Raw genomic sequence first — 12780 nt, 5'->3', positions numbered from 1 at the left:
CCCTGTCACTTGACGAGCGCCTGCTCGATCACGGAGGTGAAGAAGGTGAGGCCGTCGGTTCCGGAGGCCATGGCAGCGGGGGTGTCCGGACCGAACCCGGCTTCCGTCGCGTGCTCGGGGTGCGGCATCAGACCGACCACGTTGCCGCGCTCGTTCGAGACGCCCGCGATGTCGTCGATGGAGCCGTTCGGGTTCACGCCGACGTAGCGGAACACGACCTGGCCGTTGTCCTCGATGCGCTTGATCGTGTCGGCGTCCGCGACGAAGCGGCCGTCGGCGTTCTTCAGCGGGATCGTGATCTCCTGCTCGGCGCTGAACCCGGAGGTCCAGGCGGTCGCGGTGGTCTCGACGCGGAGCTTCTGGTCGCGGCGGATGAACTGCTGGTGCGCGTTGCGGGTGTGTGCACCGGGGACGAGACGGGCCTCGGCCAGCATCTGGAAGCCGTTGCAGATGCCGAGCACGGGCATACCCTTGCCGGCGGCGTCGATGACCTCGGCCATGATCGGGGCCTTCGCGGCGATCGCGCCGGCGCGCAGGTAGTCGCCGTAGGAGAACCCGCCGGGGAGCACGATCGCGTCGACGCCCTGCAGGTCGTGGTCGCCGTGCCAGAGAGCGACGGGGTCGGCGCCGGCGAGACGGACGGCGCGCTGGGCGTCGCGGTCGTCGAGCGAGCCCGGGAACGTGATGACGCCGATGCGCATCCGGGTCACTGGCCTTCCACGGTCACGGACACGACGTCCTCGATGACCGCATTGGAGAAGACGTCGGCTGCGATGTCGCGGACCTCGGCCAGCTTGGCGTCGTCGACGGGGCCGTCGACGGTCACCTCGAAGCGCTTGCCGATGCGGACGTTGGTCAGGTCGGCCTTGCCGAGGCGGGCGAGGGCGTTGCCCACGGCCTTCCCCTGGGGGTCGAGGATCTCGGCCTTGGGCATGACCTCGACGACGATCGTTGGCACGTGTTCTCTCCAGCACTTCAGGGGTGGGGGGACGCGACCAGTCTACGGGGCGCGCGCGACACGCCGGGACGGCTCCGGGCCTCCAGGCGGGTGCCTGCTGTGCGTTTGCTCACGTGTGTTCCAGCGCGTATATTCCAAGTCGAATAGTCAACAACGAACAAGCGGACTGGAGGCACGTGTGCCGTCGCTCACGCCACTCGCGTTCGCCGCGCTCGGGCTCCTGGCCGAGGGGCCGACGCATCCCTACGAGATGTTCCAGACGATGATGCACCGCCGTGACGGACGGAACGTCAAGGTCCGGCCCGGCACCCTGTACCACCAGGTCGGCCGCCTGGTGGAGCTCGGCTACGCCGAGGTCGTCGGGACCGACCGGGCGGGGAACCGTCCGGAACGCACCACCTACGCCATCACGGACGCCGGGTGGACGGCCCTGCACGACGGGCTCGTCCGGCTGATCGCCGAACCGGCCGAGGAGTACCCCGTCTTCCACCTGGCCGTCGCCGAGATCGAGAACCTGTCGGTCGACGAGGCCGAGTCGGCACTCCGGGCGCGGATCACCGCACTCGGGGCCCAGCGCGACGAGACCGACGAGATCCTCGGGGTCGTCCGCGCGAAGGACCTGCCCGAGCGCTACTGGCTCGACGTGTCGTACGTCCGTGCCACGCTCACGACGCAGATCGAGTGGCTCACCGCCACGGCCGACCGCATCGCCGCCGGCCACATCTCCTGGGACGCCCCCGCCGCGTCCGCAGACACCACCACGAACAGCAAGGAAACCACTCGATGACCACCGTCACGCCTCCGCGGACGACCGAGAAGAAGCCGTGGCCTGCCCTCTGGGCACTCGTCGTCGGGTTCTTCATGATCCTCGTCGACTCGACCATCGTGTCGGTCGCCACCCCCACCATCGCCCAGGAGCTCGACGCGGACATCAACTCCGTGATCTGGGTGACGAGCGCCTACCTGCTCGCCTACGCCGTGCCGCTGCTCATCACCGGCCGGCTCGGTGACCGCTTCGGCCCGAAGGTCATGTACCAGATCGGCCTCGTGGTCTTCACGCTCGCCAGCCTGTGGTGCGGCCTGGCCGGGTCCATCGAGATGCTGATCGTCGCCCGCGTCGTGCAGGGCCTCGGCGCCGCGATGATGAGCCCGCAGACCATGTCGGTCATCACGCGCATCTTCCCGCCGCAGAACCGCGGGGCGGCGATGGGCCTCTGGGGTGCCGTCGCCGGCATCGCGTCGCTCGTCGGCCCGATCCTCGGCGGCCTGCTCGTCGACGGCTTCGGATGGGAGTGGATCTTCTTCGTCAACGTCCCCGTCGGTGTCGTCGCCTTCGTGCTCGCGCAGCGCTTCGTGCCGTCGTTCGAGCGGCACGGACACCGCTTCGACTACCTCGGCATCTTCCTGTCCGCGGTGGGCCTGTTCCTGCTCGTCTTCGGCATCCAAGAGGGCGAGACCTACGACTGGGGTGTCATCGCCGGCCCGATCTCGGTCTGGTCGCTCATCATCGTCGGCCTCGTGGTGCTCGCCGGGTTCGTCGTCTGGCAGGGCGTGCAGAAGGGCGAGCCGCTGCTGCCCCTCGGCCTGTTCAAGGACCGCAACTTCACGCTGGCCAACGTCGCCATCACCGCCGTCGGTGTCGCGATCGCCTCGTTCGCGCTGCCGATCATGCTGTGGGCCCAGGACGTCCTGCGCTTCTCGCCGACCCAGGCCGCACTGCTCCTCGTGCCGCAGGCCGTGCTGTCCGCGGCCCTCGCGCCGATCGTCGGCAAGAACCTCAACCGCTGGAACCCGCGCTGGGTCGCCTCGTTCGGGCTCGCCTGCTTCTCGGTCGGCCTGTTCTGGTTCGGCCTGCTGCTGTCGAGCGGTGCCGAGTGGGGCTGGGTGCTCCTGCCGAGTGCGCTCCTCGGTCTCGCCAACGCCTGCATGTGGGGACCGCTGTCGGTCTCGGCGACGCGCAACCTGCCGCCGAAGCTGGCCGGTGCCGGCTCGGGCGTCTACAACACGACGCGCCAGATCGGTGCGGTGCTCGGTTCCGCCGGCATCGCGGCCCTGATGGAGGCCCGGATCACCGCGAACTTCCCGGCGTCGTCCGGTGGGGTGTCCGCCGGCGGTGCCGAGCAGCAGGTCGGCGCGATGCCGGGCTCCCTGCTCGAGCCGTTCTCCAAGGCCATGGGCGAGTCGCTCTACCTGCCGGCGATCGTGCTGGTCGTGGCCATCGTCGCGGCGCTGTTCCTGGCGAAGCCGAAGCAGACCGTCGCCTGGCAGCAGACCGGCTCGGTGACCACGCAGCCCGACGCCGAGCCCGCGGGAGCCCCGTCGAAGTAGGGCACGAGCGCACTTCGTGAGCAGGAATGGTCGGGTCGCCTTCGGGCACCCGACCATTGCTGCTCACGAAGTGGAACGAGGGACACTCCGACTCGTCAGCCGCGGCGCTGCAGGTGCGCTCGGGTGAGCGCGTCCATCTGTTCGTCGGTCAGGGCGTCGACCGCCCGGGCCTCGCGGCGGTCGGTCCGCTGCCACCGGATGAACAGGGCGACGAGCACGGGGATGTCCGCCACCTCGGCGATGAACCACAGCAGGTCGCCCGCCAGGTGCTGGTCCTGCAGCGGCGACGGGTACCAGGCCCGCCCGACCACGGGCACGAGGGACCCGTCGAGCACGTGGTTCGTGATCCGCAGCACGATGCCGGGCACCGCGTCGACGACGAGCTCGACGAACGCCAGCAGGAACTCGGCCGTGGCGAACGTCGACGAGACGAGCACGCCGACCTCGGACAGGGGCGCGAGCAGGCCGAACCCGAGCGCCGGCACGGCCACGGTGATGACGGCGGCCCATGCGGGGGACTCCCGGATCACCGCCGAGAACGGGGTGAGCAGGACGGCGAACAGCGCGAGCGCGACCAGCGGTGCGACGATCGCGTTGCCGAGCAGGCGCACCGGACGTGAGCCCATGACGGCGTCGGCGGCGCGGACGAGGCGAGGCGGGCCTCCCGTCCGGAGCAACGGGACGGGCGCGCCGAGCGCGGCGAAGGTGGGGACCGCGAAGAACAGCAGGGCGGCCCGCAGCACGAACGCCCAGCGCAACCGCTCGTCGTCGACGCCGACGATGCCGAACTGCAGGACGCCGAACAGCGCGAGCGCCGTCGCGAAGGCGAGCGTGCGCCACCACGGCCAGCGGGTGTCCCGTCGCGCAGCCCCCACGATCCACCGGCCGTAGGCGACCGCGGCGACGAGGATGAGCACCGCCGCCAGGGGATCGAACCGCCAGGTGCTCCAGAACTCGGGTGTCGACGGCGTGGGGAGCCTCCTGGGGATCGGGCGGACTCGTCCGTCGTTCCGCCGGAGCCATCCTCCGTCCGCCCGAGGTCCACCGGGGGTCCGTCCTGGCCCCGCGTCGGTGAGAACCGGCTCAGATCCGGGCGACCCCGCGTGCCGGGACGGTCCGCGACAGCAGCCAGACGCCCGCCGGCACGGCCACGGCTCCGACGAGCGCGACGCCGAACGACAGGTGCAGCTGCATGACGACGAACGCCGGACCGATCGTGCAGACGACCGCGACCGCGACGACCGGCCACGACGGACGGTCCGCGGACGGCAGCAGCCGGGGGAGCGGCCGGTCGAACCAGCGCAGAGCCCGGGCGACCCCGATCGCGACGGCGAGGACCACGACCAGTGCGACGACGCGGGACGCCCACCACGGGCCCGACCCCGGCGGGGGGAACGGCACCCCGACGAGCAGGGCGACCCCGTTCAGCACGATGAACAGCGGCAGGTGCCAGAGGTAGATCGTCATGCCGTCGCGGCCGAGCACGAACACGGCACCGAGCGCGGCCCGGGTCCGCATCAGCCGGGTGAGCGGAGCGTGCACGAGCTGGACCAGGCAGGCCTGCGCGATCGCGAGGAACGCCAGCGGGAGCATCGGCGGGTTGAGGTCCTGCAACATGTCGGGTGCCCACAGCCCGATCGAGGTCATCGGCACGAGCACGGCGTACGCGGCGACGGCGACGCCCAGCAGCAGCACCTTCGAGCGCCGCGCGAACCAGCCGTCGGCCCAGAGGAACCCGAGCTGCTGCGCGAAGAGCCACACCGGCCCGAGGTTGAGCAGCCGACCTCGGCGACGCCGGTGGCCAGGCGGACGGCGTCGACCGCTCCGGCCAGCACCAGCAGCACGGCGAGGGTGGCCCAGGGTGCACGCTCGTGCAGGCGCATCATCAGCGGGACGCAGCACTGCGTGATGCCGTAGGCGGCCAGGAACCAGAGCGGGGAGCCGATGCCGAACGCGACCTCGGCGAGGAGCTCCGGCGGGGTCCCTGCGGCCGTGGCGACCCCGAGCCCGAGGGCCAGGAAGACGAACAGCGGCACCGCGGGCCGGAACAGCCGCACCAGACGGGTGGCGAGGTAGTCGCGGGCTGGGCTCGGCGCACCACGGGCGACGGTGCTGCGTCAACCGACGGCACTCGCGAACCCGCCGACCACGAAGAACAGCGGCATCACCTGCCCGACCCAGGTGGCGGCGACGTACCAGGGGAGTTCCTGCAGCGGGCTCGTGACCCGCACCCCCTGGTCGTCGGCGGCGACGCCGACCATCGTGACGTGCACGACGACGACGAGGACGACGCAGGCCGTCCGGATGAGGTCGACGACCAGGTCCCGCTTCGCGATGATCCCCCGGACGTCTGCGGTGCTGTTCGCCTGTTCAGGCAGACCCTGGCTCGTGGACATGTCCGGACGCTAGCGTGCGGATCAGTCGGTCCAGCGTCGTTCCAGCTGATCGCGACCGGATCGTGACACTTCGTATTCCGGTAGCGGCATGCGTCGTGTCGCGGGCCGGCAGCAGAAGCTCGTGTACAGTGAACCTGTTGTCTTGATTCCTGCAAAAGAAAGGCTCAGCATGGATGCCGACGCCGATCTGCTCCGTTCCTCGGGGCTCCGGGTCACGACCCCACGACTCGCTGTGCTCCGCGCGACGGACTCGATGCCGCACGCCACCGCCGACGACATCGTCACGGCGCTCGCCGCGGAACTGCCGACCACCAGTCACCAGGCGGTCTACGGCGTGCTGAACGCCCTGACCGGCGTCGGGCTCGTCCGCCGCATCGAGCCGGCCGGCAGCCCCGCGCGGTACGAGCGGCGCACCGGCGACAACCACCACCACATCGTCTGCACGCTGTGCGGCGCGATCGAGGACGTCGACTGCGCGGTCGGACACTCGCCCTGCCTCACGCCGTCCGAGACCCACGGCTTCGCCGTCACCACCGCCGAGGTCACCTACTGGGGCATCTGCGAGCGCTGTGCAGCGGCAGAGCGCGACGACGCAGAGCGCGACGACGCAGAGCGCGACGACCCGGACGCGAGCGCGCAGGCGCCCGACGCCCCCTTGCCCGCCTGACGGCGACCGCCCTCCGCACCGGCGCGACGACGCGCCGGACCCCGAACCACCCGAGCATCCCTGACCGAACCAACGTCCCACCCCCAGGAGGAACCGTGTCCGACCAGAACACGCCGACCGGCACCCCGACCACCACGACCAACAGCGGCGCACCCGTCTCGAGCGACGAGCACTCGATGGGCGTCGGGGCCGACGGCCCCCTCGCGCTGCACGACCACTACCTGGTCGAGAAGCTCGCCCAGTTCAACCGCGAGCGCGTCCCGGAGCGGGTCGTGCACGCCAAGGGCGGCGGCGCCTTCGGTACCTTCACCGTCACGCACGACGTCTCGCGCTTCACCCGTGCGGCCTTCCTGCAGCCCGGCCAGACCACCGAGATGCTCGCCCGCTTCTCGAGCGTCGCCGGTGAGCAGGGTTCGCCCGACACCTGGCGCGACCCCCGCGGCTTCGCGCTGAAGTTCTACACGTCCGAGGGCAACTACGACCTCGTCGGCAACAACACCCCGGTGTTCTTCATCCGTGACGGCATCAAGTTCCCCGACTTCATCCGCTCGCAGAAGCGCCTGCCGGGTTCGCACCTGCGCGACCACGACATGCAGTGGGACTTCTGGACCCTGTCGCCCGAGTCGGCGCACCAGGTCACGTGGCTGATGGGCGACCGCGGTCTGCCGGCGAGCTGGCGCGAGATGGACGGCTTCGGCTCGCACACCTACCAGTGGATCAACGCCGAGGGCGAGCGCTTCTGGGTCAAGTACCACTTCATCACCGAGCAGGGCCACAAGACCCTGACGCAGGAGGACGCCGACCGCATCGCCGGTGAGGACGCGGACTTCCACATCCGTGACCTGCACGCCGCGATCGACCGTCAGGACTTCCCGCGCTGGACCCTCAAGGTGCAGGTCATGCCCTACGAGGACGCCGCGACCTACCGCTTCAACCCGTTCGACCTGACGAAGGTGTGGCCGCACGCGGACTACCCGCTCATCGAGGTCGGCACGATGGAGCTCAACCGCAACCCGGAGAACTACTTCGCGCAGATCGAGCAGGCGACCTTCGCCCCCTCGAACTTCGTGCCCGGCATCGCGGCCAGCCCCGACAAGATGCTCCTCGCGCGCATCTTCAGCTACGCGGATGCCCACCGCTACCGCGTCGGCACGAACCACGCCCAGCTGCCGGTGAACGCCCCGAAGAACGAGGTCCACTCGTACTCGAAGGACGGCGGCATGCGCTTCGACTTCCAGAAGTCCGAGGTGCCGGTGTACGCGCCGAACTCGCTCGGTGGGGCGCACGCCGACCCGAACGCGACCGACGACGCACCCGGCTGGGAGTCGGACGGCGCGCTGCAGCGTTCCGCCGCGACCCTGCACCCGGAGGACGACGACTTCGGCCAGGCCGGCACGCTCGTCCGTGAGGTCATGGACGACGCCGCCCGCGAGCGCCTGGTCGGCAACATCGCCGGCCACGTCTCGAAGGTGACGCGCGACGACCTGCGCGAGCGCGTGTTCGCCTACTGGACGAACGTCGACGCCGACCTGGGTGCGCGCGTGCGCGCCGCGGTCGCGCCGAGCGCGCCGGGCTCGAACGAGGACCCGGAGAAGGTGGCGGTCGAGGCGTAAGCCCCGCTGGACGACCTGACGGACAGGAGGCCCGGTACCAGCTGGTACCGGGCCTCCTGTCCGTTGGTCTGAAGCGGGTCAGACCTGCTGGCCGTTCAGCCGGATCGGGCCGGCGCGTCGGGGGTACCCACAGTCCTCGTGCTCAGACCTGCTGGCCGTTCAGCCAGATGGGTCCGTCCGGCCAGTCCTCGAGCTGCGCTGCCACCGGCAGCGCCATCCAGCCGCCCTGCTCGGTGTTGCTGACGCCCGCGCCCTCGGCGGTGAACGCCGAGAAGGTGCCGACGGCCTCGGGGAACTCGTGCCAGCCGAGCTTCGCGTAGAAGGGGATGCGGTCCTCGCCCGCGCCGAGGAAGCCGTACGGCACCCGGAGCCCTTCGAGGACCGCCGCGGTCCGGGTCATCAGCTCGCGGCCGACGCCGGTGCCCTGCAGACGGGGTGCGACGGCGACCAGGCCGGTGTCGCCGACCAGCACGTCTTCGCCGCCGACGGAGATGTACATCCGGCGGATTCCGACGTGGGCCAGGACGACCCCGTCGGCGTCGTGCGCGAGCACCCGGCGTTCCGGCTGCATGCCGGACCAGCTCCTGCCGCCCACGTACCAGTGCGACCAGTCGGGGAAGGCCTGCCCGAGCAGCGCCGCGATCGCTTCGTGGTCGGGGAGCGACAGCGTGCTCTCCTCGACCACCTCCCACCGGATGTCGTCAGTCACGCGTCCATCCTGCCGGTCCCGCGGCCCGAGTGCCGAGGTTTCGCGCTGCGCGACACTCCACGGGTCCGGGCGCGCGTGAGGTGTCGGGCAGCGCGAAACCTCCCGAGCCGTCAGCCGCGACCGGGCGCGGTGACCTCGATGCGGTTCGCCCAGGGGTCCTCGAAGGCCAGCGTGCGGCCGTCGTCGGCGAGCTCCACGCCGCCGTGCCGCATCCGCTCCGTCAGGGCGCCGAGGTCGTCAGCGCCGGGCACCTCGATGCGCACGATCCCCAGCCCGAGCGCCAGCTGGCGTCGCCCGGCACCGCGGGAGTTCCACGTGTTCATCGCCATGTGGTGGTGGTACCCGCCGGCGCTGACGAACAGCGCCTCGCCGAAGCCCGCGGTGGTCGCGAACCCGAGCGTGTCGACGTAGAAGGATCGTGCGGTGGCGACGTCGCCGACGGACAGGTGCACGTGCCCGACCTTGCCGGGGCGCGCCGCTGCGGTGTCCAGGGCGTCCTGCGTGAGGTGGGACTGCAGGAACGCGTTCGGGTCGACGTACTTCGTGTCCATGTCGACCATGCCGTGCGTCCACGACCACTCGGTGCGGTCGCGGTCCCAGTACAACTCGACGCCGTTGCCCTCGGGGTCGGAGAAGTAGAACGCGTTGCTCACCAGGTGGTCGGCGCTGCCCGTGAACGTGGCCGGGTACTGCGTCGCGACCGAGTACAGCGCGGCGGCCAGGTCGGCGCGGGTGTCGAACAGGATCGCCGTGTGGAACAGTCCGGCTTCGCGGGGTCCGGCATGCCGCATCGCGGGAGCGTGCTCGAGGACCACGATCGGCGTGGCGCCCCGGCCCAGCACCGCGACGCCGCCGTCGTGGGAGAGCAGCGACAGCCGCACGCCGTCGCGGTAGTACCGGATCATCGCGTCCAGGTCGGCGACGCGGAGCGTGACGGCGCCCATCCCGGTGTCGGCGGCGAGGAGTTCGTGCGTCTGCATGCACCCAGTGTGCGCCGGATTGGTTGACGCGTCAACTAAGTTGATGACGCGTCAACCGAGCGGGTGTCCTACGCGCTGTTCGAGATCCCGCCGTCCGACTTCAGCAGCTGGCCGTTCACCCAGGCGCCCTGCTCGGAGCAGAGGAACCCGACGAGCGCGGCGGTGTCCGACGGGCGTCCGAGCCGTCCGAGCGGGGTGCCCTCGACGGCCCACCCCTTGACCTCGTCGGACATCCAGCCGGTGTCGTTCGGCCCCGGGTTCACCACGTTGGCGCTGACCCCGAGGCTGCCGAGCTCCTTCGCGGCACCGAACACGATCCGGTCGAGCGCGCCCTTCGATGCCCCGTACGGCAGGTTGTACGCGATGTGGTCACTCGTCAGTGCGACGATCCGGCGTCGGTCGCGCGGCGCGGCGTCCGCGGCGCGCTCGAGCCCGGCCGCGTAGGCCTGCACGAGCAGGAACGGTGCGCGGGCGTTCACCGCGAAGTGCCGGTCCCACGACTCGACCGTGGTGGTGCGGAGGTCGGAGTCGACGGACTCGCAGTGCGACATGACGAGGGCGGTGACGGGGGCGCCCGCCTCCGTCTCGGCGCGGCCGACGAGCGTGGCCGCCTGCTCCGGGTCCTCCAGGTCGACCGGGAGGCGCGTCACACGTGCTCCCGCCGCCTCGCAGTCCTGCACCACGGACTCGATCCCGTCCGGGTCCGCCCCGCCGCTCACGCGGTCGTCGTAGGGTCCCCACCACGAGATGGCGAGGTCCCAGCCGTCGGTCGCCAGCCGGGTGGCGAGCGCTGCGCCGATGCCGGCTCTGCGGCCCACCCCGGTCACCAGGGCGAGTGGTCGTGCGGACGTCATCCGTGCCTCCTGTGCGGCGCTCCCTCGCGCCGATCGGTCCCCAGTCTGCCGGAACCGGCCGTCCGCGTGGCCATCGCATCCGGTGTCCTGTCGGCGGACAGCCGACCGCAGGGGCCAAGATGGACGGATGCCACGCACACGACGGCCGTCCCGACCGGGGCACGGACCCCGAGGCGGCCGTCCGGACCCCCGCGACCTGCCGCTCGAGCACGTGCGCGACCGGATGTCGTCGTACATCTACGGCAACATCACCGTGCTCGCGGTCGCGATCGCGGTGAACCCGGAGCAGATCCACCACGGGGCCGCGGTGGCGACCGTCCTGGCGACCGCCGTGCTGACCTACCTGGCGCACGTGCTGGCGCACCTCGTCGCGCACGGCCTGGGTGACGACGGTGCCGAGGGCGACGACGAGCGTGCCGCCCGCCGGGACTCCGTCGCGACGATCGTCCGCAACGCCAACCCGATCGCGACCTCGGGGCTCATCCCGGCGGTCCTCTACGCGGCGGCCTGGATCGGCTGGCTCCCGGCCGAGTGGGCGCAGATCGCGGCGACCGTGATCCTGGTCGTGCGCATCGGGCTGGTCGGCGTGTTCATGCAGCGGTTCAGCGGGAAGCAGCCGACGTTCCTCGGCCTGTGGGGCGGGATCGTGCTGGCCGCGGTGGCGTTCGTGATCGGTCTCGTCAAGGTGGTGCTGACGCATTGAGCGACACGCACGCACCGGCCGACAACGCCACCCACCACGCCGAGACCGAGCCGAAGCGCGGCGGTCTGCGCTTCCTGCGCGACCTCGTCATCATCGTCGTCGTGGCACTCCTGGCGTCCTTCCTGGTGAAGGCGTACCTGGTCCGGTCCTTCTACATCCCCTCGGCCTCGATGCAGAACACCCTGCTGATCGGGGACCGGGTGCTCGTCAACGAACTCGTCCCCGGGGTCGTGCCGCTGCAGCGCGGTGACGTCGTCGTGTTCGAGGACCCGGGCGGCTGGCTCGGGATGGGCCAGGGCGACGACCTGATCAAGCGGGTCATCGGCCTGCCGGGCGACACGGTGTCGTGCTGTGACGCCCAGGGTCGCCTGTCGGTGAACGGGCACGCGGTCGACGAGCCCTACGTCGTGCACGAGCCCGGGTCGGACCGCGTGGCGGCGGAGGACTTCGACGTCACCGTGCCGAAGGGCCGCATCTGGGTGATGGGCGACAACCGGTACGACTCCGCCGACTCGCGGGTGCACGGCACCGTGCCGGTCGACGACGTCGTGGGGCGCGCCTTCGTGACCACGTGGCCGATCTCGCGGTGGACGGTGCTGTCCCGGTACGGCGACGAGTGGGACCGCGTGCCGTCGCGGTGACCATCGACGACGAGGGGTTCCGTTACGAGACCGGCGGTGACGACGACCTGTCGATCCACCGCATCGCCACGCCGGGAGCGCGGTCGGGCACGATCGGGCCGCGCCCCGACCACGTCGTGTTCTGGCTCGCCGACGGCCGGGCCAGCCTGACGGCGGACGACGGCGAGCACTGGGAGGTCGGTGCCGAGCGGCCGATGATGCTCTCGGCGTCCGTCGCGTACGGCTTCGAGACCGACGCGACCGCCACCACGCTCCTGCACCTGTCGCCGTCACTGCTCGCTGACACCGGGGCGTCCTCGGTGTTCCGCCAGCCGGACGCCGCCGATCCCGCGCTCGAACCGTTGCGGGCGGTGCTGCGCGAGGTCTCCGGGCGCATCCTCGACCCCGCGCTGCCCGCCGACGACCGGGCCGCCCTGAACCGGCGGATCGCCACCGTGGTGCTCTCGACCTTCACCCGGTCGCGGTCGGACGTCGCGGACCGGATGCGGCGGGCGATCGGATTCGTCCACGACCACGCCGACCGGGTCCTGACGGTCGCCGACATCGCCGCGGCCTGCGACCTGAGCGAGCGCGGGGTGCAGGACCTGTTCCGCCGCCGCCTCGGGGTCACCCCCATGGAGTACCTGCGCGAGGTCCGGCTCGACCGGGTGCACCTCGAACTCGGACGGTCGGGCTCCCGCACGCTGCTCGTCGGCGAGGTCGCCCGGCGCTGGCGGTTCACGCACCTGGGGCGGTTCGCGGCGCACTACCGGGTGCGGTTCGGGGAGCGGCCGCACGAGACCATCGAACGGAGCGCCGTCCGACCGGACCAGCCGGTGCGGTGATCCCCCGAGCGGCTCGGCTCGCTGCGCTCCCCTCGGCGCACCCGCTGGCCGCTCCCGAGCACCGCGGCGCGCTCGGAGTTTGCGGATTCCGGCTATCCTGCCCGGAG

General features: G+C 71.3%; 16 protein-coding genes. 7 read left to right on the top strand and 9 right to left on the bottom strand.

The features are described 5' to 3' along the window. Nucleotides 1-5: 5 nt before the first annotated feature. Nucleotides 6-701, bottom strand: a complete 696-nt coding sequence (gene purQ / locus KK097_RS04560) for a phosphoribosylformylglycinamidine synthase subunit PurQ (protein ID WP_214543921.1) — start codon at nucleotides 699-701, stop codon at nucleotides 6-8. 5 nt (nucleotides 702-706) lie between these two features. Further along, nucleotides 707-958 carry a phosphoribosylformylglycinamidine synthase subunit PurS gene (gene purS / locus KK097_RS04555; protein ID WP_017886272.1) on the bottom strand — a complete coding sequence of 84 codons (252 nt, stop codon included), beginning with the start codon at nucleotides 956-958 and terminating at the stop codon, nucleotides 707-709. A gap of 178 nt (nucleotides 959-1136) precedes the next feature. On the opposite strand from purS, the gene KK097_RS18345 reads away from it, so the two are divergent. Both KK097_RS18345 and KK097_RS04545 read left to right on the top strand, forming a co-directional pair. Continuing rightward, complete coding sequence (locus tag KK097_RS18345; RefSeq protein WP_214528906.1) at nucleotides 1137-1745, top strand: PadR family transcriptional regulator; 609 nt, start codon at nucleotides 1137-1139, stop codon at nucleotides 1743-1745. Beyond that, a complete protein-coding gene (locus KK097_RS04545) occupies nucleotides 1742-3286 on the top strand; it encodes a DHA2 family efflux MFS transporter permease subunit (RefSeq protein WP_214528907.1) in 1545 nt (514 codons plus the stop codon). Before KK097_RS18345 ends, KK097_RS04545 begins: the two co-directional genes overlap by 4 nt. 95 nt (nucleotides 3287-3381) lie before the next feature. On the opposite strand, the gene KK097_RS04540 is transcribed toward KK097_RS04545, so the two are convergent. From KK097_RS04540 to KK097_RS04525, 4 genes are all read right to left on the bottom strand, one after another. After that, nucleotides 3382-4203, bottom strand: coding sequence for a cytochrome c oxidase assembly protein (locus KK097_RS04540; RefSeq protein WP_214528908.1), 822 nt, complete (start codon nucleotides 4201-4203; stop codon nucleotides 3382-3384). Nucleotides 4204-4369: 166 nt separating this feature from the next. Further along, a complete protein-coding gene (locus KK097_RS04535; RefSeq protein WP_214543852.1) occupies nucleotides 4370-5047 on the bottom strand; it encodes an acyltransferase family protein in 678 nt (225 codons plus the stop codon). Beyond that, complete coding sequence (locus KK097_RS04530; RefSeq protein ID WP_214543851.1) at nucleotides 4930-5322, bottom strand: hypothetical protein; 393 nt, start codon at nucleotides 5320-5322, stop codon at nucleotides 4930-4932. Before KK097_RS04530 ends, KK097_RS04535 begins: the two co-directional genes overlap by 118 nt. 81 nt (nucleotides 5323-5403) lie before the next feature. Next, nucleotides 5404-5682 carry a hypothetical protein gene (locus KK097_RS04525; RefSeq protein WP_214543850.1) on the bottom strand — a complete coding sequence of 93 codons (279 nt, stop codon included), beginning with the start codon at nucleotides 5680-5682 and terminating at the stop codon, nucleotides 5404-5406. Nucleotides 5683-5851: 169 nt separating this feature from the next. Here KK097_RS04525 and KK097_RS04520 point away from each other — a divergent pair, with 169 nt between their 5' ends. Together KK097_RS04520 and KK097_RS04515 are read left to right on the top strand one after the other, a co-directional pair. Further along, the gene (locus KK097_RS04520; RefSeq protein ID WP_250892804.1) at nucleotides 5852-6349 is read left to right on the top strand and encodes a Fur family transcriptional regulator; all 498 of its coding nucleotides are present in this window, start codon (nucleotides 5852-5854) and stop codon (nucleotides 6347-6349) included. A 95-nt stretch (nucleotides 6350-6444) separates the two neighbouring features. Continuing rightward, nucleotides 6445-7962: a catalase gene (locus tag KK097_RS04515; protein WP_214543849.1), complete on the top strand. Its 1518-nt coding sequence runs from the start codon at nucleotides 6445-6447 to the stop codon at nucleotides 7960-7962. Between the two features lie 142 nt (nucleotides 7963-8104). Here KK097_RS04515 and KK097_RS04510 read toward each other — a convergent pair whose 3' ends face one another. The 3 genes from KK097_RS04510 to KK097_RS04500 form a co-directional block, all read right to left on the bottom strand. Continuing rightward, on the bottom strand, nucleotides 8105-8671 hold the full coding sequence (locus KK097_RS04510; protein WP_214543848.1) for a GNAT family N-acetyltransferase: 567 nt from the start codon (nucleotides 8669-8671) through the stop codon (nucleotides 8105-8107). Nucleotides 8672-8781: 110 nt separating this feature from the next. Then, nucleotides 8782-9651 carry a VOC family protein gene (locus tag KK097_RS04505; RefSeq protein WP_214543847.1) on the bottom strand — a complete coding sequence of 290 codons (870 nt, stop codon included), beginning with the start codon at nucleotides 9649-9651 and terminating at the stop codon, nucleotides 8782-8784. Nucleotides 9652-9719: 68 nt separating this feature from the next. Next, nucleotides 9720-10505, bottom strand: coding sequence for an SDR family oxidoreductase (locus KK097_RS04500; RefSeq protein WP_214543846.1), 786 nt, complete (start codon nucleotides 10503-10505; stop codon nucleotides 9720-9722). 127 nt (nucleotides 10506-10632) lie between these two features. On the opposite strand from KK097_RS04500, the gene KK097_RS04495 reads away from it, so the two are divergent. From KK097_RS04495 to KK097_RS18575, 3 genes are read left to right on the top strand one after another with little or no spacing between them, the layout of a single operon-like run. Continuing rightward, nucleotides 10633-11208, top strand: a complete 576-nt coding sequence (locus KK097_RS04495; RefSeq protein ID WP_214528914.1) for a hypothetical protein — start codon at nucleotides 10633-10635, stop codon at nucleotides 11206-11208. Beyond that, nucleotides 11205-11849 carry a signal peptidase I gene (gene lepB / locus KK097_RS04490; RefSeq protein ID WP_214543845.1) on the top strand — a complete coding sequence of 215 codons (645 nt, stop codon included), beginning with the start codon at nucleotides 11205-11207 and terminating at the stop codon, nucleotides 11847-11849. The genes KK097_RS04495 and lepB overlap by 4 nt, the downstream gene beginning before the upstream one ends. Then, on the top strand, nucleotides 11846-12673 hold the full coding sequence (locus KK097_RS18575) for a helix-turn-helix transcriptional regulator (protein ID WP_214543844.1): 828 nt from the start codon (nucleotides 11846-11848) through the stop codon (nucleotides 12671-12673). The genes lepB and KK097_RS18575 overlap by 4 nt, the downstream gene beginning before the upstream one ends. Nucleotides 12674-12780 lie beyond the last annotated feature (107 nt).

It is taken from the genome of Curtobacterium flaccumfaciens (assembly GCF_018598405.1).
In the GTDB taxonomy this organism is placed as follows: Bacteria; Actinomycetota; Actinomycetes; order Actinomycetales; family Microbacteriaceae; genus Curtobacterium; species Curtobacterium aurantiacum.
The sequence above is the reverse complement of the archived record's forward strand: the minus strand, read 5'-3'. Positions and strand labels throughout refer to the sequence as shown.

Bases quoted from the DNA above. Each gene is read 5' to 3' on its own strand.
- KK097_RS04525 (WP_214543850.1), bottom strand. From the start codon at position 5,682: ATGTCCACGAGCCAGGGTCTGCCTGAACAGGCGAACAGCACCGCAGAC.
- KK097_RS04500 (WP_214543846.1), bottom strand. From the start codon at position 10,505: ATGACGTCCGCACGACCACTCGCCCTGGTGACCGGGGTGGGCCGCAGA.
- KK097_RS04495 (WP_214528914.1), top strand. From the start codon at position 10,633: ATGCCACGCACACGACGGCCGTCCCGACCGGGGCACGGACCCCGAGGC.
- purQ (WP_214543921.1), bottom strand. From the start codon at position 701: ATGCGCATCGGCGTCATCACGTTCCCGGGCTCGCTCGACGACCGCGAC.
- KK097_RS04520 (WP_250892804.1), top strand. From the start codon at position 5,852: ATGGATGCCGACGCCGATCTGCTCCGTTCCTCGGGGCTCCGGGTCACG.
- KK097_RS04545 (WP_214528907.1), top strand. From the start codon at position 1,742: ATGACCACCGTCACGCCTCCGCGGACGACCGAGAAGAAGCCGTGGCCT.
- KK097_RS04505 (WP_214543847.1), bottom strand. From the start codon at position 9,651: ATGCAGACGCACGAACTCCTCGCCGCCGACACCGGGATGGGCGCCGTC.